At 71.6% G+C, this 23114-nt stretch carries 16 protein-coding genes; 4 read left to right on the top strand and 12 right to left on the bottom strand.

All coding sequences use genetic code 11. The features are described 5' to 3' along the window. The coding region (locus AB6N24_RS09605) for a glycosyltransferase (RefSeq protein WP_412869175.1) at positions 1 to 1820 on the bottom strand (1820 nt) is incomplete at its 3' end. 233 nt (positions 1821 to 2053) lie between these two features. Here AB6N24_RS09605 and AB6N24_RS09600 point away from each other — a divergent pair. Both AB6N24_RS09600 and AB6N24_RS09595 read left to right on the top strand, forming a co-directional pair. Continuing rightward, on the top strand, positions 2054 to 3430 hold the full coding sequence (locus tag AB6N24_RS09600; protein ID WP_412869174.1) for a TrkH family potassium uptake protein: 1377 nt from the start codon (positions 2054 to 2056) through the stop codon (positions 3428 to 3430). Next, a complete protein-coding gene (locus tag AB6N24_RS09595) occupies positions 3423 to 4127 on the top strand; it encodes a potassium channel family protein (RefSeq protein ID WP_412869173.1) in 705 nt (234 codons plus the stop codon). The genes AB6N24_RS09600 and AB6N24_RS09595 overlap by 8 nt, the downstream gene beginning before the upstream one ends. A 78-nt stretch (positions 4128 to 4205) precedes the next feature. On the opposite strand, the gene AB6N24_RS09590 is transcribed toward AB6N24_RS09595, so the two are convergent. Then, a complete protein-coding gene (locus AB6N24_RS09590; protein ID WP_412869172.1) occupies positions 4206 to 5147 on the bottom strand; it encodes a hypothetical protein in 942 nt (313 codons plus the stop codon). Between the two features lie 247 nt (positions 5148 to 5394). Between AB6N24_RS09590 and AB6N24_RS09585 the strand changes: the two genes are divergently transcribed. Continuing rightward, positions 5395 to 6219, top strand: coding sequence for a DUF4253 domain-containing protein (locus AB6N24_RS09585; RefSeq protein WP_412869171.1), 825 nt, complete (start codon positions 5395 to 5397; stop codon positions 6217 to 6219). A gap of 89 nt (positions 6220 to 6308) precedes the next feature. Here AB6N24_RS09585 and AB6N24_RS09580 read toward each other — a convergent pair whose 3' ends face one another. The 5 genes from AB6N24_RS09580 to AB6N24_RS09560 all read right to left on the bottom strand — a co-directional run bounded on the left by AB6N24_RS09580 (position 6309) and on the right by AB6N24_RS09560 (position 15117). Next, positions 6309 to 10211 carry an alpha-L-arabinofuranosidase C-terminal domain-containing protein gene (locus AB6N24_RS09580; protein WP_412869170.1) on the bottom strand — a complete coding sequence of 1301 codons (3903 nt, stop codon included), beginning with the start codon at positions 10209 to 10211 and terminating at the stop codon, positions 6309 to 6311. Positions 10212 to 10287: 76 nt separating this feature from the next. Next, on the bottom strand, positions 10288 to 11346 hold the full coding sequence (gene yjfF / locus AB6N24_RS09575) for a galactofuranose ABC transporter, permease protein YjfF (RefSeq protein ID WP_412869169.1): 1059 nt from the start codon (positions 11344 to 11346) through the stop codon (positions 10288 to 10290). Beyond that, positions 11346 to 12392 (bottom strand): ABC transporter permease, encoded by a 1047-nt coding sequence (locus AB6N24_RS09570; protein ID WP_412869168.1) that lies wholly within the window; start codon positions 12390 to 12392, stop codon positions 11346 to 11348. The genes yjfF and AB6N24_RS09570 overlap by 1 nt, the downstream gene beginning before the upstream one ends. Next, on the bottom strand, positions 12389 to 13885 hold the full coding sequence (locus tag AB6N24_RS09565; RefSeq protein ID WP_412869176.1) for a sugar ABC transporter ATP-binding protein: 1497 nt from the start codon (positions 13883 to 13885) through the stop codon (positions 12389 to 12391). The genes AB6N24_RS09570 and AB6N24_RS09565 overlap by 4 nt, the downstream gene beginning before the upstream one ends. A 212-nt stretch (positions 13886 to 14097) precedes the next feature. After that, positions 14098 to 15117 carry an ABC transporter substrate-binding protein gene (locus AB6N24_RS09560; protein ID WP_412869167.1) on the bottom strand — a complete coding sequence of 340 codons (1020 nt, stop codon included), beginning with the start codon at positions 15115 to 15117 and terminating at the stop codon, positions 14098 to 14100. A gap of 181 nt (positions 15118 to 15298) precedes the next feature. Here AB6N24_RS09560 and bla point away from each other — a divergent pair, with 181 nt between their 5' ends. Then, on the top strand, positions 15299 to 16399 hold the full coding sequence (gene bla, locus AB6N24_RS09555) for a class A beta-lactamase (protein ID WP_412869166.1): 1101 nt from the start codon (positions 15299 to 15301) through the stop codon (positions 16397 to 16399). 100 nt (positions 16400 to 16499) lie between these two features. Here bla and mmsB read toward each other — a convergent pair whose 3' ends face one another. From mmsB to AB6N24_RS09530, 5 genes are all read right to left on the bottom strand, one after another. Then, entirely contained in the window at positions 16500 to 17684 is a 1185-nt protein-coding gene (gene mmsB / locus AB6N24_RS09550) for a multiple monosaccharide ABC transporter permease (protein WP_412869165.1), read from the bottom strand. Next, positions 17681 to 19222 (bottom strand): multiple monosaccharide ABC transporter ATP-binding protein, encoded by a 1542-nt coding sequence (mmsA, locus tag AB6N24_RS09545; RefSeq protein WP_412869164.1) that lies wholly within the window; start codon positions 19220 to 19222, stop codon positions 17681 to 17683. Before mmsA ends, mmsB begins: the two co-directional genes overlap by 4 nt. A 118-nt stretch (positions 19223 to 19340) precedes the next feature. Next, positions 19341 to 20483, bottom strand: coding sequence for a multiple monosaccharide ABC transporter substrate-binding protein (gene chvE / locus AB6N24_RS09540; protein WP_412869163.1), 1143 nt, complete (start codon positions 20481 to 20483; stop codon positions 19341 to 19343). Between the two features lie 328 nt (positions 20484 to 20811). Then, positions 20812 to 22320, bottom strand: a complete 1509-nt coding sequence (gene araA, locus AB6N24_RS09535; RefSeq protein WP_412869162.1) for an L-arabinose isomerase — start codon at positions 22318 to 22320, stop codon at positions 20812 to 20814. Continuing rightward, the gene (locus AB6N24_RS09530; RefSeq protein WP_412869161.1) at positions 22317 to 23093 is read right to left on the bottom strand and encodes an L-ribulose-5-phosphate 4-epimerase; all 777 of its coding nucleotides are present in this window, start codon (positions 23091 to 23093) and stop codon (positions 22317 to 22319) included. Before AB6N24_RS09530 ends, araA begins: the two co-directional genes overlap by 4 nt. Positions 23094 to 23114 lie beyond the last annotated feature (21 nt).

The raw sequence follows: 23114 nt of genomic DNA, 5'->3' as shown, positions 1-23114 counted from the left end.
GCGGGCCGGGTCGGTCCGGCGATGACGGTCGCGTCGGGGGCGTCGGGGGCGTCGGGCGCGGGGGGGCGGGAGAAGCCCACCGCGGGGGGGGGCGGGGGGGAGGCGGGCGCGCGCGGGCGCGGGCCGGGCACGAGCGCGCCGGCCGGCGCCGGGGCGGCGTGCTGGACGTGCTTCCAGCCCGCCTCCCGCCCGAGCGAGATGTCGAGGACGCCCTTGACGTACACGAGGTCGAGGAACGCGTCGAACAGGAGCTCGGGGACCATGAGGACCGCGAGCAGCCGCGCCCGCCACCCGCCCTTCCAGACCGTCACGACACGCTCGACGGTGAACAGCACGCCGAGCCCCATCCAGAACGGGAACCAGATCCAGCCGTCGCTCGAGAGCAGCATGAGCGCCATGAGCGCGAAGTAGCAGAACAGCGCGATGACGCCGTAGCCGATGCCAAGCTGCTGGGCCCAGTACCGGAAGGTCTTCGGCGTTGTCCCGTACGCGCCGAGGTTCTCCAGCGCCCCGCGCTGCCAGCGCAGCCGCTGCGCCCACAGCGTGCGCCACGTGGGCATGACCTCCGTGACGACGGTGCACTGCTCGGGCGAGATCATCAGCGCGCCGAGCGACTTGAGCGCGAGCGTGAGCTCGTTGTCCTCGGTGAGCGCCGCGGTGTCGTAGACGTCGCCGCGCCGGCCGGGGAGCGCGCCGCCGCGGCTCTCCGCGACCGTGCGCAGCGCGAGCGGACGGAACAGCGACGCCGTCCCCGTCAGCACGAGCACGCGCCCGCGCCGCCGGCGCATCTCCCGGCCGTACCGGATGTACTCGTTGCGCTGGAGCTGCCCCAGCATCCCGGAGCCCTCGTGCCCGTAGAACAGCCCGCCGACCGCGAGCAGCGCGCGGTCGCTCGTCAGGCGTGCGACGGCGACCTCGAGGAACCCGTCGTCGAGGCTCGTGTCGGCGTCCATGATCATGACGACGTCGTTGTCGCCCTGGCCGGGCAGCACCTGGCGGAGCGCCTGGTTGAGCGCCCCGGCCTTCTTCTGGGTGTTGCCGACCGACTCGAGCACCTCGACGCCCGCGCGGCGCGCGACCTCGACCGTGCCGTCGGTGCAGTTGTCGGCGACGACGACGATCCGCTCCGGGCGGTGCGACTGCGTGAGGAGCGAGGCGATCGTCGCGGGCAGCGACGCCTCCTCGTTGTGGGCCGGGATCAGCACGGTGACCGTGACGGGGCCGGCCCAGACGCCGCGCGTGCGCGCCATGACGAGCTTCGGGGCGAGGGGGTCTGTGCGGACGTCGGCGGAGCGGCGCGAGCGGTTCGCGATCCGCCGCTCGAGCAGCGCCACGCCGGCGGCGACGAGCACCGCGAAGGCGACGGCGGCCACGAGCACACGCACGGTCGGCATCTCCGTGGCGTAGAGCACGTGCCAGAAGCCGAGCAGCGTCGTCTCCGCGGGGCGGTGGTCCTCGAGCGGGACCCCGGCCCCGACCGTGACCCAGAGGAGCGCGGCGGCGGACAGGGCGATCGTGAGCACGACGAGGCCGATGACGCGCTGGAGCCACGGGACGTCCGCGGGTGTGGCAGCCGTGTCGTCGGGCCGGTCGGCGGAGGCGTCGGGGCCGTGGAGCGGACCACCTGCCGGCGCGACGGTGCGGGCGTCCAGCGCGGGCTCGGGGTGGGCGTCGGCGTGGGGCGCGGGGTTCGCGTCGACGGAGGTGGCGCGGCGGCGGGCGACCCGGGGCGCGGGGTGGAGCACGTGCGCGCCCCGCGTCCGCGTCCTCGTCGCATCGACCGGGTGGTCGACGACGCTCACGCCGCCCTGCTCGTCCATGATCACCGTCCGTGGCCGTCCTTCCCCCCTCCGTGGGGTTGCTCCTCTCATCGGCAGGCGCACCGGTTATCTTGAACGTTCAACCAAGTCATCGGGTGATGTGACTCCGCGCACCCGGCCGGCGGACGTCGTCGGGCGCGGCAATCGCCGCGGGGCGTGCCAGAGTGGTGCCCGTCAGAGGTCCCGGCGCGCGCCAGAGACCGCGAGGTCGCGCCGCACGTGCAGGAGGTGGGATGGCTCGGGGCCTCCCGGCAGCGTTCTGGTCCGGTCGCGAGATGGTCGACCGGCTGGCCCGCCAGTCCCCCGCGCGCCTCGCGATCGGCGTCTTCGCCTCCGTCGTCGCGGTCTTCGCGGGCCTGCTCTCGGCGCCCTGGGCCACCGCCTCCGGTGAGCGCGCGTCATTCGTCGACGCGCTGTTCACCGCGACCTCGGCCGTGTGCGTGACCGGGCTCGTCGTCGTCCCGACCGGCACCTACTGGTCGACCGCCGGGCTCGTCACGATCCTCGTCGGCATCCAGATCGGCGCCCTCGGCGTCATGACGCTCGCGTCGATCCTCGGCCTCGCGGTCTCCCGCCGGATCGGGCTCACCCAGCGCCTGCTCGTGACCTCCGAGACGAAGACCACCCGCCTGGGCGAGGTCGGCTCGCTGCTCCGGACCGTCATCGTCACGTCGCTCGTGCTCGAGGGCGCGATCGCCGCCATCCTGGTCCCCCGGTTCCTCATGCTCGGCGAGAGCATCGGGGACGCGGTCTGGTACGGCGTGTTCTACGCGATCTCGGCCTTCAACAACGCCGGCTTCATCCCCACCGCGGAGGGCCTCGAGCCGTTCGTCTCCGACTGGTGGGTCCTGCTGCCCATCATCGTCGGCGTCTTCATCGGCTCGCTCGGCTTCCCCGTGCTGCTGAACATCGGCAGCCGGTGGCGCCGCCCCAGCACGTGGAACCTGCACTCGAAGCTGACGCTCACCACGAGCGCGGCCCTCGTCGTCGTCGGCTCGGTGCTCGTCGCCGCGTTCGAGTGGCGCAACGAGGGGACCTTCGCGCCGCTCGACTGGCCGGGCACCATCCTGGCGTCGCTGTTCGCGGGGGTCATGCCGCGCTCGGGCGGGTTCTCGACCGTCGACGTCGGCGAGATGCACGAGGGCACGTGGCTCATCAACGACGCGCTCATGTTCGTGGGCGGCGGCTCGGCCTCGACCGCGGGCGGCATCAAGGTCACGACGCTCGCGGTCATGCTGCTCGCCATCGTCGCCGAGGGCCGCGGCGACCGGGACGTCGAGGCGTACGGCCGGCGCATCCCGCGCGAGGCGCTCCAGGTCGCGATCGCGGTCTCGCTCGTCTCGGCGACGATCGTCCTCGTCGCGAGCCTCCTGCTCCTCGGGATCACCCAGCTCACCCTCGACAAGGTCCTCTTCGAGGTCATCTCGGCGTTCGCGACCGTGGGCCTGAGCACCGGCATCACCCCGGACCTGCCCGACGCCGGCAAGTACGTGCTCGTCGCACTCATGTTCATCGGCCGGACCGGCACGATGACGCTCGCCGCAGCCCTCGCGCTGCGGAGCCGTCGTCGGGTCATCCGGTACCCGGAAGAGAGGCCGATCATTGGTTGACGCACCGCAGCCCGGGACCCGCTCCGCCCCCGGCAGCAAGGAGCCCAAGCGCGACGCGGGCGTGCTCGTGATCGGCCTCGGCCGGTTCGGGTCCGCGATCGCCGCGACCCTCGAGCGCCTCGGGCAGGACGTGCTCGCCGTCGAGCGCGACCCGCAGCTCGTCGCGCAGTGGGCGGGCCGCGTCCCGCTCGTCGAGGCCGACTGCACCAACCCCGAGGCGCTCGAGCAGCTCGGCGCCCGCGACTTCCCCGTCGCGGTCGTCGGGGTCGGGTCCTACCTCGAGGCGTCGGTGCTCATCACCGGCAACCTCGTCGACCTCGGCACGCCGCAGATCTGGGCGAAGGCGATCAGCGCCGAGCACGCGCGCATCCTGCAGCGCATCGGGGCGCACCACGTCGTGCTCCCCGAGGCCGACGCCGGCTCGCGCGTCGCGCACCTCGTCTCCGGCAAGCTGCTCGACTACATCGAGGTCGAGGACGGGTTCACCGTCGTCAAGATGCGCCCGCCGCGGGAGACCCAGGGGTTCACGATCGCGCAGTCGAAGATCCGCGAGCGCTACGGCGTCACGGTCATCGGGGTCAAGAGCCCGGGCGTCGAGTTCGTGTACGCCGAGCCGGCCACGCGCATCTCCGCGAACGACCTCATCATCGTCTCGGGCCACGCCGAGCTGCTCGAGCGCTTCGCGTCCCGGCCCTGACCCACCGCGCGCAGCAGCGCCCCCGGACCTCGGTCGAGGTCCGGGGGCGCTGCTCGTCCGGGAGGTCCTGGACGACGGTCAGGAGCGCCAGAGGAGCGCGCTCTCGTCGACGTCGCCGTAGGAGCAGCCGACGGCCTGCCCGTAGTCGTTGACGGCGGTCAGCACCTCCACGCGCCCCGGCTGGCTCAGCGGGACGACCCGCGTCGGGCCGGCGCTGTCGCGCACGAAGCCCTGCTGCGTCGACCCGTCGAGCGCGAGCGAGCCGACGACGCGGCCGTACTTGTTCACGTCGACCGCGCCGGCGATGGCCGTGCCCACCGGGTCGAGCGACTCGACGCGGTCCGGGCGCGTCCAGCGCACCGCGTGCATGCGCCCGCTGTCCGACGCGTCGTAGGAGTACCCCACGACCTGGCCGTTGTCGTTGATGTCGTCCGCGAGCGCACCGGCACCCGCCGCGATCGGCGCGAGGCGGGTCATGCTGCCGTCGCGGTTCCAGCGCACCGCGACCTGGACGCCGTCCTCGAACACGTAGCCGACGACCTGGCCACGGTCGTTGAGCCCGTTGGCCCCGGCTGTCACGCCCGGCTCGGACAGCACCGTCACGACGCCTTCGCGGGTGCGGAGGAAGGCGCGGGACGTCCCACCCAGCTGCGAGGAGGTGCCGACGACGTCGCCGCGCTCGTTGATCGCGGTGACGAACACGTACGTGTCCTCGGAATCCACGGGAGTCAGCAGGACCGTCTCGGTGCCGTTCCAGACCGCCGTCTGCCCGTCGACCGCGCCGACGACCTGGCCGCGGTTGTTGATGAGCGAGGCGGACGTGAGGCCCCCGGGCAGCGGCTCGGTGCGGCCGTTGCGGTAGAGCGACGTCCGGAGCACGATCGTGCCGCGCTCGTTGATGTCGGTCGCGCACTCCGCGACCCCGAGCTGCGTGGTGCGGCCCTTGGAGTAGGCCGACGCGGGCGCCGCCATACCCGTGACCAGCACCGCGGCCGCGCACGCGGCGACGGAGACGGACATGACTGATCCACGCTTGTTCACTGATTTCCCCCCTGAGACGACCCGTCCGGGGCCCGCCGTCGAGCCCTGCCGCGTTCCGGTGCCGCCGGTGTTCATGTTCCGTCACGGGTGTATCGGACGCAACGGTCGAAGCCCCGGATACCCGACAGTTCACCCGCTCGCCGCAGCGGCGGGACGCGGCGGCCGGACCTCGCGTCCTCCGGGTGGCGCACGCGGCGCGTGGGCGGGCCGTGGTGGGATCGGGCGCATGTCGTGGTGGAAGCAGAGGTCCTCCGGGGAGCGCGCGAGCGCCGGCCCCGACACCGGCGTGCAGGTCGCGCCCACGGCGCAGCCCGGTGTTGACGCACCGGGCGGCCAGCGCGAGCGTCCCCCGCTCGAGGTGCTCGGGACCACGCGCTCCGGTCGGGAGGTCCGCGGGTTCCGCGCCCCCGCCGACCAGCTGCTCCCGTGGTGGCACGAGCTGCGTGCGCAGCACGCCACGACCGGGCTGTGGCCGGTGCTGCTAGGGCCGGACGTCGGCGACGTGGCGAGCGCGTTCTGGGACCACGCGGGCTACGACGACGCGCTCGAGCTCGACCGGGCGGCCGGCGCCACCACGGCGGACGTCGCCTCGGCGCGGGCCGCGCGGACGGAACCGTACGACGACGAGGACGCCGACGAGGCGGAGGAGGCGGACGACGCCCCGCCCCGGCGGCTCGAGCCGGAGCCGGCGCGGTTCACGGTCGCCGAGACCGACGGGCTCGTCGCGCTCGTGCCCGCCGAGCACGGCTGGCAGGTGCCCGCGGTGCTCGGCTGGATCGGGGGGTGCAACGTCGACCTGGACGTCGTCGAGCACGTGGTGACGCTGCGTGACTGGCACGAGCGCTTCGGTGCCGAGCTCGTGAGCCTGAGCGACGACCAGGTGCTCGAGCTCCTCGTCGCCCGCCCGCCGACCACGCCGGACGAGGCGCTCGCCGTCGCTCGCGAGCACTACGCGTACTGCCCCGACGTCGTCGACCAGGGCGTCGGGTCGCTCACGGTGCTCGCGCAGGGCCAGGTGGCCTCGTCGTCCTGGTACTTCTGGTGGGACTGAGGTGCTGACCGTCCGGGCACGCACGCCCGCGCCCCGGGTCGTGGATCGACCCGGGGCCCGGTGCGTCACCGCGGCGCCGGCGGCGACGCTCAGCCGCGCGGCTTCGGCTTCGCCTCGACCGTGAGCGTCGCCGTGCCCTCCGAGGGCGCGACGGTCGCCGTCCCGCCGTAGCGGGCCGTCACGGTGTGCGTCCCCGGCGCGAGGTCGGCCGGCAGCGTGAACCAGGCGCGGCCCTGGTCGAGGGTCGCCTCGCCGACGACCCGCTCACCCACGAGCAGCGTCACCGTGCCGTCGGGCCGGGTCGTCGAGCTGGGGCCGTCCTGCGCGCGGACGGTGACCGTGGCCTTCGACTCCTTGCCGGCCTTGACCTTCGCCGGAGCGAGCTGGACCGCCGTGGTCGACGGGGCCTTCGCGCCGCCCGGCGCGAGCCGGATCACCGTGACCGAGTGCGCGGGCGCGTCGTACGTGAACGCGTTGCCGAGCCGCTCGGACGTGCGCGTGACCGGCACGACGTTCTCCGGGTCCGCCATGGTGTTGGTCGCGGTGAGCGACTCGGCCGTGAGCTCGGTGATCGTCCCGGTCTCCGCGACCGGCGCGCCCTCGACGGTGACGTCCGTGCGGATCGTCTCGGCGGAGGAGTTCACGAGCTTGACGATCGTGTCGCCGGTCTCGCGGTCACGCGTGACGACCTGGTGGACGTCCTCGTCGCTCGTGGTGTCGGTGAACTCGGTGATCAGCTCGCCGTCGAGGTACGCCTTGACGGTGCGCCCGGAGACCTCGATCTTGACCCGGTAGGTGCGCCCGGTCTCGATCGTCGTGGTGCTCCCGGTGACCTCGGTCGCGCCGCCGCCCGTCGCCTGCTGGATCGCCGAGCGGGTGTTGTTCCACCCGCCGAGGTTCCACCAGTAGTAGTTCCCGGTGTCCTGGACGCCGAACATCACGAGGAATCCCTCGGTGCCGGAGATCTTCCGGGCGTCGACCTCGTAGGTGTAGTCGCTCCAGCCGGCCGCCGGGCCGGTCGTGCGGGCGTCCTCGACGCCGCCGTCGGACTGCACGTACTCCCCGTCGGTCACGGCCCACTGCCCGCTCGTGGCGGTCCAGCCGTCGGCCGTGCCGTCCGCGAAGTCCTCCGCGAGGAGCACCTCGCCCGTGTCGTTCGCGGTGACCCGGACGTCGTCGTACGCGGCCTGGGTGCGCCACGTGGACAGTCCGACGCCGCCGGTGACGTCCGGCGCGGCCTCGCCGCCGGCTCCGGTCAGCGTGCTCGCGAGCACCTCGTCACCCTGGTTGGTGGCGAAGAGCTTCTGCACGTAGTAGTTCGCGGAGCCGTACGCGCGCGAGTTGTCGAACCAGATCGCGTCCGGAGCCCACTGGACGTAGTCCTGGTTGGCGAGCAGCGGCGCGTAGGAGGCGAGCTCGATGACGTCGGAGTTGCGCTCGATGCCCGTCATGAAGGCGGCCTCGGCGAGCGCGTTGCCGAACGTGTTGCCGCGCGAGGCGTACTCGCCGATGAAGACCTTCGGACCGGTGCGGTCGTAGTCGTCGTAGCGGTGCGTGTTCGCGAGGAACCAGTCCGGGGAGTTGTAGTAGTGCTCGTCGACGAGGTCGGCGCCCTGGTCGCGCGCGAAGTCCCAGAGCTCGTCGAACCAGGCGCCCGCGGACGTCTGACCCGAGTTCGAGATGATCTTGATGTCCGGGTACGCGGCGCGGATGGCCTCGTGGAACTGCGGGTAGTTCGTCAGGAACTCGCGCTGGACCTCCTCGTTGCCCAGCCCGATGTACTCGAGCCCGAACGGCTCGGGGTGGCCGAGCGACGCGCGGACGGCGCCCCACTCGGTCGTGACGTCGCCGTTGGCGAACTCGACGAGGTCGAGCGTGTCGTCGATCCACTCCTGGAGCTTCTCGGGGTCGGTCAGCGGGGCGGGACCGCCGCAGCCGTTGACGCCGACCGAGACGACGGGCAGCGGCTCGGCGCCGAGGTCCTCGGCGAAGAGGAAGTACTCGAGGTAGCCGAGGCCGTACGACTGGTTGTAGCCCCAGAAGTTGTAGTTGGTCGGGCGCTCCTCGAGCGGGCCGATCGTCTCCTTCCAGCGATACGTGCGCTTCCGGTCGTAGCCCGGCGCCTCGTAGGGGTCGAACGTGCCGACGTTCGTGACGCAGCCGCCGGGGAAGCGCACGAACTGCGGGTCCATCTCCTCGATCAGCAGCGCGAGGTCCTTGCGGAGGCCGTTCTCGCGGCCCTGGTAGGTGTCGGTCGGGAACAGCGACACCATGTCGAGGCGCACGGTCCCGGTGCCGTCGGCGAGCACGACGAGGCGGCCCGACGTCGAGGTGCCGGTCGCTGCGATCTCGCCGGTGACCTTCGTCCACTCGTCGCTCGCCGCGGTCACGGTGGTCTCGCCCAGGACCTCGGTGCCGTCCGCCGACTCGACACGCACGGTCAGCGGGCGGTCGTGGTCGGCGGTGCGGCGCACGAACGCCGAGAAGCGGTACGTCTTGCCCTCCTCGACGTAGACGCCCGTGTTGTACCCGAGGTTGCGGATGCCGACCCCTGCACCGGCACCCGCGCCCGCCTCGTCGAGGTCGAGCCGCAGGTAGGTGCGGTTGTTCTCGTTGAGGCGCTCGGCGTCGTCGACCGCCTCGATGCTGCCCGTGGCGCCGCCGCGCTCGACCTCCTCCCAGGACGTGAGCGGGGTGTAGGACGCGTTGTCCGCGGTCGAGTACTCGAACGAGCGGTTCTGCACGAGCTCGGCGTAGAGCCCGCCGTCGGCCGCGCGGTTGATGTCCTCGTAGAAGATCCCGTACAGGTCGTCGCTCATGTCGACGGTCGGGCCGGACGCGTCGACCGTGATGGTCGCGTGCTCGGCACGGACGCCCTCGAGCGTGAGCCGCACCGCCTCGTCCCGCGGGCCGACGACGAGCGCGCCGCCGTCCGCGACACGGGCGAAGCCGCCGTCCGCGCCCAGCACCTCGAGCACGAGGCGCGAGCCGCCGGCGTCGACGAACCGCACGTCCGCGGGGTCCTCGCCCGCGTCCCCGAGCACGAGCGCCTCGTCGGCCACGACGACGGGACGGTCGCCCGCCGCGAGGTGCACCGCACCCTCCGCGCCGCCCTCGACGGGGGTCACGGTCAGCGCGACCGTCGAGTCCGGTCGCGTGGCGCCGAGCTCGAGTGCGCGTGCGTCGTCGTCGGTCGCGACCGTCAGGTGACGCAGCTCGTCGCCCGGGCCGTGCAGGGTCACGTCGCCCGTCGGCACGAACGGCTGCCCCTCGGCGGCGTCGAGCGCGAACCAGTCGAACACCGCCTCGTGCGCGATCCCGGCCTGCGACGCGAGCGCGTAGACGCCGACCTGCGTGACGTCGAAGCCGACGGCGACCTCGGCCGCGGTCGCCCAGGCGCCGTCGGCCCAGTAGCTCGTGGTGATCGTGTCGCCCGTGCGCTGGAGCCGGAGCACCTCCGAGGACGAGCCCGGCCGGGCGGTGAACGTCGAGCCGTACGTGGCGGCGGTCTCGACCCCGTTCTCGATCACGACGGGGCCGCCCTCGGCGAACGAGACGTGCGCGAGGCCGGCGCGGACGTAGTTGTCCATGTCGCGCCACGCGATCATCCCGGCGCCCTGGAAGTCCGCGGTGGCGGGCGCGGTGACCTGCGTGACGGCGGTGAAGTCCCCGACGGGGACGTCCACGAGCACGACGTTGCGCGCGGTGTTCGTGGTCTGCCAGGTGTCCCCGGCGAGCGACGTGAGCGTGAGGTTGCCGGGGTTCGCGGTGAGGGACAGGTTGGCGGGCGTCTCGTTGACCACCGACCAGTCGTCGCCGAGCGTGGCCGCGTCGAACTCCTCGACCCAGGCGCCCTCGGGGACGGTGCCGGGTGGCGGGGCGGCGGACGCCACGCCCGTCGCGGACGGCAGGGCGACGAGCCCGAGCGTCCCGACGAGCCCGAGGGCCGCGACCCGCGCCGGGAGGCGCAGGCGTGCTGACGGAGCTGTCATGGGATTCTCCTTCTCTACAACGTTGTAGAACGCGCGCGAGAAGGAGGCCCCTCCCCCCGCGAGACCTTCCGACCCGCTACACCCGGCGGCGCACCAGCAGGAGCCGCTGGATGACGACGAACGCCAGCAGCAGCGCGCCGATGACGATGCGCGTCCACCACGAGCTGAGCGTGCCCTCGAACGTGATGATCGTCTGGATCAGGCCCAGCACCAGCACCCCCAGCACCGAGCCGAGCACGAACCCGCTGCCGCCCGTGAGCAGCGTGCCGCCGATGACGACCGCGGCGATCGCGTCGAGCTCCATCCCGACTCCCGTGAGCGAGTAGCCCGAGCGCGAGAAGACCGTGAACAGGAACCCGGCGATCCCCGCGCAGGTCCCGCTGATGACGTAGATCAGCACCTTGGTCCGCGCGACCGGCAGCCCCATGAGCACCGCCGACTGCTCGCCGCCGCCGATCGCGTAGACCGTGCGGCCGAACCGCGTGTAGTGCAGGACGACGAACGCGACGGCCACGACCAGCAGCGCGATGATGCCGCTCGGCGTGAGCGACCAGGTCTCCCCGATCGGGATGCGCGTGCTCGAGAGCCACACGATCGTCTCGTCGGTGATCGGGATCGACGACAGGCTCACGACGTACGCGAGCCCGCGGGCCAGGAACATCGCAGCCAGCGTCGCGATGAACGGCTGTATCTCGAACACGTGGACCATGACGCCCACGACGAGCCCGAGCACCGAGCCGATGAGGATCACGAGCGGGATCACGACGGGCGCGGGCCAGCCGCTCTGGAACAGCGACGCCGCGGTGATGCCGGAGAGCGCGACGACCGCCCCGACCGACAGGTCGATGCCGCCCGCGAGGATCACGAACGTCATGCCGACCGCGAGCACCACGAGGTAGGAGTTGTTGATCAGCAGGTTCGAGATGACGCGGCCCGAGAGGAAGTTCTCGTAGCGGCTCGCCCCGAGCGCGAACATGCCGAGCAGCACGACGAGCGTGCCGATCACCGGGATGTAGCGGCGGTCGAGGTGCAGCGCCGAGGCGACGCGGGTCACGGCCTCGCGCACACCGCCGCCGGCGCGCGGCTGCGTGCCGCCCGTGGGGCTCGGCGTGCTCTCGATCTCGTGGGTGATCATCAGGCACCGACCTTCGCGGGGACGGGCGCGACGACGGCGGGGCGTCGGCGCGCGGCGAGCTTGGCTCGGACGACCGGGGACTGCAGGAGGCACACCGCGATGACGACGACGGCCTTGAACAGCGGCGTGACCGACGGCGGGACGCCGAGGATCGTCACGGTCAGCGTGAGGGTGACGATCACCAGGACCCCGACGAGGGTGCCCGAGAGCGAGAACTTGCCGCCCGCGAGCGACGTGCCGCCGATGACGACCGCGAGGATCGCGTCGAGCTCGATGAACAGGCCGGCGTTGTTCGCGTCGGCCGCCATCACGTTCGAGCTGATCATGAGGCCCGCGATGCCGGCGAACGTCGCGGCGAGCGCGTAGGCCGTCCAGATCAGGGTCCGCGCGTGCACGCCCGCGAGGCGCGAGGCAGCCGGGTTGATGCCGACCGACTCGAGCAGCATCCCCAGGGCCGTGCGGCGCGTCAGCACGGCGACCGCGACGAACACGATGCCGGCGACCCACACCGCGACCGGCAGGCCGAACCAGAAGCCCGAGCCGATCGCCTTGAACGGCGGGGAGTTCACGGTCGTGATCTGGCCGCCCGTGATGAGCATCGCGATGCCGCGGCCCGCGGTCATCAGCACGAGCGTCGCGATGATCGGCTGGATCCCGACCACGGACACGAGGAACCCGTTCCACACCCCGAGCACGAGCGACAGCGCGATCGCGATCCCGACCGCCGTGAGCACCGTGACCGGGCTCGCCGGGTCGGGCAACGACGCGATGAACGAGCACGCGACCGCCCCGGAGATCGCGACGACCGCACCGACCGAGAGGTCGATCCCGCGCGTGGCGATCACGAGCGTCATGCCGAGCGCGACGAGGAGCAGCGGCGAGCTGTTGCGCGCGATGTCGACGAGGGCACCGAACAGGTGACCGTCCTGGACCCGCACGCTCAGGAAGCTGCTGGTCTTCAGGGTGTTCGCGACAAGCAGCGCGACCAGCGCCGCGACCGGCCAGAAGATCCGGCTGCGCGTGAACGTCGTCAGTGCGTCCTTCATGACCGTCCTCCGCTGGCGATGAGCTCGACGACCTGGTCGAGCTCGACCTCGTCGCCGGTGACCTCGGCGATCTTCACGCGGTCCCGCAGCACCGCGATGCGGTGGCTCAGGCGCAGGACCTCCTCGAGCTCGGCCGAGATGAACACGACCGCCATGCCGTCCGCGGCGAGCTCGGCGACGAGCCGCTGGATCTCCGCCTTCGCGCCGACGTCGATCCCGCGCGTCGGCTCGTCGAGCACGAGGAGGCGCGGGGCCGTCGCCAACCAGCGGGCGAGCAGCACCTTCTGCTGGTTGCCGCCCGAGAGGTTGCGCAGCAGCGCGTCGGGGTCGGCGGGGCGGATGCCGAGCGCCTCGACGTACGTCGTGACGACCTCGTCGGCCCGCTTCGCGGAGATCCGCCGGGCCCACCCGCGCTCGGCCTGGAGCCCGAGCATGATGTTCTCCCGGACGGTCAGGTCGCCGATGACGCCCTCGCCCTTGCGGTCCTCCGAGGAGAACGCGATCTTGTGGCCGAGCGCCGTGCGCGGCGTGCGCAGGCGCGTCGGGACCCGCTCGACGACGAGCTGCCCGGTGTCCGCGCGGTCGGCGCCCGCGAGCAGCCGCGCGAGCTCGGTGCGGCCCGAGCCGAGCAGGCCCGCGAGCCCGACGACCTCGCCCGCGTAGACGTCGAGGTCGAACGGCTCGATGGAGCCCCTCCGGCCCAGGCCGATCGCCTGCAGGTACGGCGTGGTGTCGGCGCGCGCGGCCACCGAGCGCTTCGGGGCCTCCTCGAGCTGCTCGAGGACCTGCATCGACGTGCCGATCATCTTCGACACGAGCTCGAGGCGCGGCAGCTCGGCGGTCGCGTACTCCCCGACGAGCCGGCCGTTGCGCAGGATCGTCATGCGGTCGCTGATCTCGTAGACCTGCTCGAGGAAGTGGCTGACGAACAGGATCGCGACGCCGCGGGCGCGCAGCGTGCGCATGACCGCGAAGAGCTGGCGGACCTCGTCGGCGTCGAGGCTCGACGTGGGCTCGTCGAGGATGAGGACCTTCGCGTCGACGACCATCGCGCGCGAGATCGCGACGAGCTGCTGGACCGCGATGGAGTGCGTCGACAGCAGCGACGACGGGTCGATCGTGAGGTCGAGCCGCGCCAGGTGCTCGGCGGCGGCGCGGCGCGTGGCGCGCCAGTCGATCGCGCCGAGCCGCCGGGGCTCGTGGCCGAGCATGACGTTCTCCGCGACCGTGAGGTTCGTGCAGAGGTTGACCTCCTGGTACACCGTGCTGATCCCCGCGGCCTGGGCCGCGGCGGGGCCGGCGAACGTGTGGGGCGCGCCGTCGACGACGATGCTGCCGGAGTCGATCGCGTAGACACCCGTGAGGGCCTTGATCAGCGTCGACTTGCCGGCGCCGTTCTCGCCCATGAGGGCGTGCACCTCGCCGGGGCGGAGCGTGAAGTCGACCTCCTGGAGCGCCTTGACGCCGGGGAACTCGATGGAGATGCCACGCATCTCGACGACGGGGGTGGGCTGGCTCACGGGCTGACCTTCCGGCAGGACGACGCGGTGCGGGTGTCGCTCGGGGGCTCGGGCGCGCGGGCCCGGGGCGAGCACCGTGCACCGCAGCGGCGGGGGCACCGCCACGGTGCACGGTGGTCTCGTCCGGTCCGCCGCCGCCGCCACGGGTGGAGCGCGGCGGCGGCGGGCCGGTCGAGGTCGCGGGGTCAGTACTCCCGGGTGGGCAGGGCCTCCTTGGCCTGCTCCTGGGTGAACGTGGTCTCCTCGGTGATGATCCGCTTCTCGGGCGTCTCACCGGCGTCGACCTGCTTGACGATCTCGGCGAGCTGCGGGCCGAGCAGCGGGTTGCACTCGACGAGGAAGTTGAACTTCCCGTCGGCCAGCGCCTGCATGCCGTCCTTGACCGCGTCGACCGCGACGATCTTGATGTCGACGCCCGGCACCTTGCCCGCGGCCTCGATGGCCTCGAGCGCGCCCAGGCCCATGTCGTCGTTGTGCGCGAAGACGAGGTCGATGTCCGGGTTCGCCTGGAGGAAGCCCTCCATCACGGTCTTGCCCTCGGAGCGCGTGAAGTTGCCGGTCTGCGAGGCGATGATCTTGAGGTTGTCGTGGCCCTCGATGACCGACTCGAAGCCGGCCTTGCGGTCGTTGGCGGGCGCGGCACCGGTCGTGCCCTGGAGCTCGACGATGTTGACCTCCTCGTCGCCGTACTCGTCGACGACCCACTGGCCGGCCTTCTCTCCCTCGACGACGAAGTCGGAGCCGAGGAAGCTCACGTAGAGGGACTCGTCCTCGGAGTCGACCGCGCGGTCCGTCAGGACGACCGGGATGCCGGCCGTCTTGGCCTCCTCGAGCACCGTGTCCCAGCCGGACTCGACGACCGGGGAGAACGCGATGACGTCGACACCCTGCGCGATGTAGGACCGGATCGCCTGGATCTGGTTCTCCTGCTTCTGCTGCGCGTCGGAGAACTTGAGGTCGAAGCCGTTCTCCTTGGTCAGGGTCTCCTGGATCGACTTCGTGTTCGCCGCGCGCCAGCCGCTCTCGGCGCCGACCTGGGAGAACCCGACGGTGATGAGGTCGCCGCTGCCGGAGTCACCGGTCGCGTCGGCGTCCCCGCCGGCGTCCGTGTCCCCGCCACCGCACGCGGTGAGGCCGAGCGCGAGCACCGCGACGCCGGCGAACGCACCCGCGAGGCGGTGCCGAGCGTTCTTCCTGCTGACCATGCTTCTCCTCCTTGAGCAGCAACGCCGAGTCGTCTTCGACCCGTTGTACCCGATGTTAGCGCTCACATGTCGGATGACAAGAGACTCTGGATCACGGCTTGGTAACGCCGCACGAGACGAAGGTCCCGGATGCGTCCGTAGGATCACCCGCGACGGGGGCCGCAGGGACGAGAGGACCGGCATGCACGACGGAGCGCACGTCTGGCGCACGCCCACCACCACCGGCACGACCGGCACGACGACCGGCACGGCCCGCACGGCGCGGCCCGCCCCGACCAGGGACGCCGCGGCGCGCACGCCGCACGCCGGCAGCCCCACGCGGCGCACGGTCCTCCTCGCGGGGCTCGCGGGCCTCGTGGTGCCGCTCGTCGGGTGCACGCCCGGCTCCCCCGACGCCGCGGCCACGGCGACGGCGACGCCGTCGCCCACCGGGGCCCCGACCGCGTCGTCCGCGCAGGGCGCCCCCGCGATCGACACCGCCGGGGTCCAGGCCGCCCTCGCCGCGCTCGAGACCGAGTCGGGGCTGACCCTCGGGGTCGCCGCGATCGACACCGGGACCGGCGCCGTCGTCGGGCACCGGGCCGACGAGCGCGTGCTGCTCTGCTCGACGGCGAAGGTGCTCGTCGTCGCGGCCGCCCTCGCGCTGCGCGCCGAGCGCCCCGCGCTGCTCGGCGAGCCCGTCCCGATCCCGGCCGGTCAGGTCGTCGACCACTCCCCCGTGACCGCGGAGCACGAGGGCGGTGAGCTGCCCGTCGCGGTGCTGTGCGACGCGGCGATCACGCAGAGCGACAACACCGCCGCCAACGCGCTCATGACCCTCGTCGGCGGCCCGGCCGGCGTGACCGCGTACGTGCGCACGCTCGGCGACGAGCTCACGCGCCTCGACCGGCTCGAGCCCGAGCTCAACCAGGGCGCACCCGGCGACGAGCGCGACACCTCGACGCCCGCGCAGGTCGCCGCCGACCTGCGGCTCCTCGCCGTCGAGGAGGGCCTGCCGCCCGAGAGCCGCGACCCGCTCGTCGGGTGGATGCGCGGCAGCACCACGGGCGAGGACCGGATCCGTGCCGGCGTCCCCGAGGGGTGGACCGTCGGGGACAAGACCGGCACGGGCCCGAACGGCGAGGTGCACGACGTCGGGGTGCTCTGGCCGCCCGCCGGGGCCCCGGTCGTGCTCGCCGTCTACACCTCCCCGGCCGTGGCCGGCACCGGCTCGGTCGAGGCGAGCTCGGCGGTGGTCGCGCGCGTCGCGGCCCTCGTGACCGAGGCGTTCACCACCGCCTGAGCCGCGCTCCGGCAGGCGACGGCGCAGACGCAGGAAGGGCCCCCGTGCGCACGGTGCACGGGGGCCCTTCCTCGACCGCCTGCTCGGCGGCCCGCCTGCGTCAGCTGCGCGCGGTGCTCGCGCGGCGCTTGTTGTAGATGTCGAACGCGACGGCCAGCAGCAGCACGAGGCCCTTGATCATCTGCTGGACCGACTGGTCGATGCCCATGAGCTGCATGCCGTTGCTCATGACGCCCATGATCAGACCACCGACCATCGCGCCGGTGACCTTGCCGACACCACCGGTCGTCGACGCGCCACCGATGAAGCACGCGGCGATCGCGTCGAGCTCGAACATGTTGCCGGCCGCGGGCTGCGCGCCGTTCGAGCGCGAGGAGTACACGACGCCGGCGATCGCCGAGAGCAGACCCATGTTCACGAAGATCCAGAAGTTGACCTTCTTGACCTTGACGCCCGAGAGCTGCGCGGCGTGCAGGTTGCCGCCGATCGAGTACACGTGCCGGCCGAACACCGTGCGGTTCGTGATCACCGAGTAGGCGAGCACGAGCACGCCGAGGATGATGAGCACGATCGGGAGGCCGCGGCTGCGCGAGAGCTGGTAGGCGAACGCCATGACGACGGCGCCGATCAGGACGATGCGCAGCACGAACAGCGGGAACGCCTCGACGGTCTGCTTGTAGCGCAGGCGGGCGACGCGCGAGCGGAACGAGCTCACCGCGTAGCCGACCACCGCGAGGGCGGCGATGACGAGCGTGAAGACGTCGAAGCCCTGCCCGCCGAGGAAGCCGTTGAGGAACCCGCCGGCGACCTTCTGGTACTCCGCCGGGAACGGCGAGAGCGAGATGTTCTGGAGCACCTGGAGCGTCATGCCGCGGAACAGGAGCATGCCGGCGAGCGTCACGATGAACGCGGGGATCCCCACGTAGGCGACCCAGAAGCCCTGCCAGGCGCCGACCAGGATGCCGACGGCGAGCGCCGCGAGGATGCCGACCCACCACGGCTGGCCGCTCTTGATCACCAGGACCGCGGAGACGGCACCCGTCAGCGCGACGACCGAGCCGACCGACAGGTCGATGTGCCCGGCGATGATCACGATCACCATGCCGATCGCGAGGATCAGGATGTAGGAGTACTGCAGCACGATGTTCGTGAGGTTGATCGGGCTGAGCAGGACGCCGTCGGTGAGGATCGCGAACAGGCCGACGATCGCGACGAACGCGATGTAGATGCCGCTCTGGCGCAGGTTGCGCGTGAAGATCTCCCTGAAGGCCGATACCGCAGTCATCGGACTGTCTCCCTTTCCTTGGTCATGAGCTCCATGAGGCCTTCCTGCGTCGCGTCCTCGCGCGTGAGCACGCCGGTGATGCGACCGGCGGACAGCGTGAAGATCCGGTCGCAGATCCCGAGCAGCTCAGGGAGCTCGGAGGAGATGACGACGACCGCCTTCCCCGCGTCGGCGAGGCCGTTGATGATGGTGTAGATCTCGTACTTGGCGCCGACGTCGATCCCGCGCGTCGGCTCGTCGAGGATGAGCACCTCGGGATCGGTGAAGATCCACTTGCTCAGCACGACCTTCTGCTGGTTGCCGCCGGAGAGCTTGCCCGTGAGGGCCATGACCGTCGGCGACTTGATGTTCATGCTCGCCCGGTACTCCTCGGCGACCTTGATCTCCTCGTTGCCGTTGATCCAGCCGAGCTTCGAGATCCCGCCGAGGTTCGCCGCGCTGACGTTCGAGCGGATGTCCTCGATGAGGTTGAGGCCGTACTTCTTGCGGTCCTCGGTCGCGTACGCGATGCCGTGGTCGATCGCCTCGGAGACGGTCCGGGTCTGGATCTCCTTGCCGTGCAGGAAGACCTTGCCGGAGATGTTGCGGCCGTAGCTGCGCCCGAACAGGCTCATCGCGAGCTCGGTGCGCCCGGCACCCATGAGCCCCGCGATGCCGACGATCTCGCCGGCGCGCACGTCGAGGTTCGCGTGGTCGACGACGACGCGGTCGACCTGCGTGGGGTGGTAGACCGTCCAGTCCTCGACCCGCAGGACCTCGGCACCGATCGTGGGCGTGTGCTCGGGGTACCGGTGGTCGAGGTCACGGCCGACCATCGCCTTGATGATGCGCTCCTGCGTGACCGCGTCGGCCTGCATGTCGAGGGTCTCGATCGTGCGGCCGTCGCGGATGATCGTCGTGGAGTCGGCGACCTCGGCGATCTCGTTGAGCTTGTGGGAGATCATGATCGACGTGATGCCCTGCTGCTGGAGCTGGCGCAGCAGGCCCAGCAGGTGCGCCGAGTCGGAGTCGTTGAGCGCCGCGGTCGGCTCGTCGAGGATCAGCAGCTTGACGCGCTTCGACAGCGCCTTGGCGATCTCGACGAGCTGCTGCTTGCCGACGCCGAGCTGGCCGACGGGCGTCACGGGGTTCTCGTGGAGGCCGACGCGCGCGAGGAGCTCGGCTGCCTCGTGGTTCGTGCGGTTCCAGTCGATGAGCCCGCGGCCCTGGCGCTCGTTGCCCAGGAAGATGTTCTCCGCGACCGACAGGAACGGCACGAGCGCGAGCTCCTGGTGGATGATCACGATCCCGCGGTCCTCGGAGTCGTTGATCGAGCCGAACTCGACCGTCTCGCCCTCGAAGCGGATCTCGCCGTCGTACGTGCCCGCGGGGTAGACCCCCGAGAGCACCTTCATCAGCGTCGACTTCCCGGCACCGTTCTCGCCGCAGATCGCGTGGATCTCACCGCGCCGCACGGCGAGCGAGACGTCCTGCAGCGCCTTGACCCCGGGGAAGGTCTTGGTGATGGAGTGCATTTCCAGGATGTTCTGGGTGGTCATGCTCGACCGTCCTACTAGGTGCGGAGTGGGGGTCCGCAGCCCTGCCGGGCAGCACGGTGGTGTGCTGCCCGGCGGGCTGGGTACCGGTGCGCCCGGGGGCGCCGGTGGTCGGGTCAGGTCACGCCTGGCCGGACGCGACCTGCTCCTCGGTCCAGTACTCCGTGTCGATCAGGAGCGACTGGATGTTGTCGGCGTAGACGATGTCCGACTCGAGCAGGAAGGACGGGACGACCTTGACGCCGTTGTGGTACGTCTTCGTGTCGTTCGCCTCGGGCTCGTTGCCCGAGAGGAAGTCCTCGGACGCCGCGACGGCCTGGGCCGCGAGCTTGCGGGTGTCCTTGAAGATCGTCGAGAACTGCACGCCGTCACGGATGAGCTTGACGGAGGCGATCTCGGCGTCCTGGCCGGTGATGATCGGCATGGCCGAGTCGCCGGAGCCGTAGCCGGCGTTCTGCAGCGCCGTGATGATGCCGCGCGAGATGCCGTCGTACGGCGAGAGCACGCCGTCGACCTTCTGGCCGCCGGAGTACGAGCCCGTGAGCAGGTCCTCCATGCGCTTCTGCGCCGTCTCCTGGAGCCAGCGCAGCGTGGCCGCCTGCTCGATCGTCGTCTGGCCCGAGGGCACGACGATCTTGCCGGAGTCGATGAACGGCTTGAGCGTGTCGAACGCGCCGTCCCAGAAGAAGTGCGCGTTGTTGTCGTCCAGCGAGCCCGCGAAGAGCTCGACGTTGAACGGGCCGGTCGCGGTGCCCTCGGCGCCGTCGGCCGTCTGCAGGCCGAGGCCCACGAGCAGCGACGTGGCCTGCTGGACGCCGACCTTGTAGTTGTCGAACGTGACGTAGTGGTCGACGTTCTCGGTGTCGCGGATCAGGCGGTCGTACGCGATGACCGGGATGCCGGCGTCGGCCGCGGCCTGGAGCTGGCTCGAGAGCGCGGTGCCGTCGATCGAGGCGACGATGAGCAGGTCGACGCCCTTGGTGATCATCTGGTCGATCTGCTGCGACTGGGTGGGGATGTCGTCGCCGGCGTACTGGAGGTCGACGGTGTAGCCGGCGCCCTCGAGGCCCTCCTTGACGGCGTTGCCGTCGGCGATCCAGCGCTCCGACGTCTCGGTCGGCATGGCCACGCCGACGGACTTCTGGCCGTCGTCGCTGCCGGCACCGGCGGACTCGTCGGACGTGCTGCCGGCGCCCTCGCCTGCGCATGCCGTCAGGCTGAGCACGAGAGCAGCACCAACTGCTGCGAACTTGAACCTCTTCATGACCATCTCCTCCTCGAGAGGGTGCTGCGGTGTGGTGGTCCGTGCTCCGGGGCGACTCCGCCCTGGGCCGGGAGCTCACCGGCGGCGCTGGGGACGCCACCGTGTGCACGGGGAAGCGTGCTGGACCAGTGTCCTGACGTTGGATTCAAGAAGTCAAGGCAGGGACCGGGCGATCGCGTTGCAAGTTGATAACGAGGGCGGGTGAGTTTCCGCAGGCCAGGAGCGCTCCCACGTCTCACCTGCCGACCCCCGGGCGCTACTGCACCCCGGTCCTCACCCGAGGACCGGGGTGCGCTTGCATTCACATGTCGAACGAAAGGAGTGGGCCTCAGATCGTCTGCGCGAGTCGGTAATACGCGGCGTTCCAGCGGACCTGCTCGCGGAACCCGCGACGGGTCGTGTCCTGGTCGATGACCAGCAGCTCCGTGCGCGCGATCTCGGCGAAGTCCTCGAACGCCTCGACCCCGACCGCCGTCGTGAGCACCGTGTGGTGCGCGGCGCCGGCCGTGAGCCACGACTCGGCGGACGTCGAGAAGTCCGGCTGCGGACGCCACACGGCACGCGCGACGGGCAGGTTCGGCAGGGCCGCGTCGGGGGCGACCACGTCGACCGCGTTGGCCGTGAGCCGGAAGCGGTCACGCATGTCCGAGAGCGCGACGACGACGCCCGGGCCCGGGTCGGTGTCGAAGACCAGGCGGACCGGGTCCTCCTTGCCGCCGATCCCCAGCGGGTGCACCTCGAGCGACGGGCGCGACGTCGTGAGCGTCGGGCAGATCTCGAGCATGTGCGCGCCCAGGATCTTCTCGTCGCCCGGCGTCAGGTCGTACGTGTAGTCCTCCATGAGCGACGCGCCGCCGGGCAGCCCGGCACCCATCACCTTGGCGGCGCGCACGAGCACGGCCGTCTTCCAGTCGCCCTCCGCGCCGAAGCCGAAGCCCTGCGCCATGAGCCGCTGGACCGCGAGACCCGGGAGCTGGCGCAGGGCGCCGAGGTCCTCGAAGTTGGTCGTGAACGCCGTGGCGCCGAGGTCCCCGAGCAGCTGCAGCAGCGCGAGCTCCTGGCGTGCGCCGTAGCGCAGCGACTCGTGGCGCTCGCCGCCGCGGCGCAGCTCGGGCGCGACGTCGTACAGGTCCTCGTACTCCGCGACCAGCGGATCGATCGCGTCCTCGGCGACGGCGTCGACCGCCGCGACCAGGTCGTTGACGCCCCACGTGTTCACCGAGACGCCGAACCGCAGCTCCGCCTCGGTCTTGTCACCCTCGGTGACGGCGACGTTGCGCATGTTGTCGCCGAAGCGGGCGAGCTTCAGCTCGTGCGTCGCGGCCCACGCCGCCGACGCCCGGACCCACGTGCCGATGCGCCGCTGGACGACGGGGTTGCTCACGTGCCCGACGACGGTCTTGCGCGCGACGTTCAGGCGCGACTGGATGTACCCGAACTCGCGGTCGCCGTGCGCGGCCTGGTTGAGGTTCATGAAGTCGAAGTCGATCGTGTCCCAGGGGAGCTCGACGTTCGCCTGCGTGTGCAGGTGCAGCAGCGGGGTGCGCAGCGCGTCGAGGCCGGCGATCCACATCTTCGCGGGCGAGAACGTGTGCATCCACGCGATCACGCCGATGACCCGGTCGTCCGCGTTCGCGTCGAGCGCGGCCCGGCGGATCGATGCCGAGTCCTTGAGGACCGGCTTCCAGACGATGCTGACCGGGACGTCCGAGGAGTCGTCGAGCTCGCGCGCGATCGCCTGCGACTGCTCCGCGACCTGGCGCAGCGTCTCCTCGCCGTACAGGTCCTGGCTCCCCGTGAGGAACCAGACCTCGCGGTCCGCGTACGGCTTCGTCATCGCGTGCTCTCCTGCTCTGTGGGCGTGACCGGCGACGTCGCCGGCTCGTCGGTCGCTGCGGGCGTGCGCCCGTAGACGTTCTGGTACCGGGCGTACAGCGAGTCGATGTCCGCCTGTCCGATCGGCAGCGGGGTGCCGAGCTGGAGGGAGATGTGCACGGTACGTGCGACCTCCTCGACCATGACGGCGGCCTTGACCGCGGCCTTGGCGTCCTTCCCGATCGTGAACGGCCCGTGGTTGCGCATCAGGACCGCGGGGCTGCGCGAGTCCCGCAGCGTCTCGACGATGCCCTGGCCGATCGAGTCGTCGCCGATGAGCGCGAACGGGCCGACCGGGATGTCCCCGCCGAACTCGTCGGCCATCATCGTCAGCACGCACGGCACGGGCTCGGCGCGCGCCGCCCAGGCCGTCGCGTACGTCGAGTGGGTGTGCACGACCCCGCCCACCTCGGGCATGTGCCGGTACACGTACGCGTGCGCGGCGGTGTCGGACGAGGGCGCGCGGGTCCCGTCGACGAGGTTCCCGTCGAGGTCGCACACCACCATCGACCCCGGCGTGAGCTCGTCGTACGTGACCCCGCTCGGCTTGATGACGAACAGGTCGTCCTCCCCGGGTCCGGCGGCGTCGACGACGACGCGCTGCGAGACGTTGCCGGCCGTCCACACCACCAGGCCCCAGCGCGGGAGCTCGGCGTGCAGGGTCGAGACCACCTCGCGCGTGCGCGCGACGACGTCGCGCACCTCCTGCGGGTAGCCGTCCAGGGTTCGCGTCATGCCCGTCCTCCTGCGTCGTGT

It is taken from the genome of Cellulomonas jepli, from assembly GCF_047229345.1.
Lineage (GTDB): Bacteria > Actinomycetota > Actinomycetes > Actinomycetales > Cellulomonadaceae > Cellulomonas_A.
The sequence above is the reverse complement of the archived record's forward strand: the minus strand, read 5'-3'. Positions and strand labels throughout refer to the sequence as shown.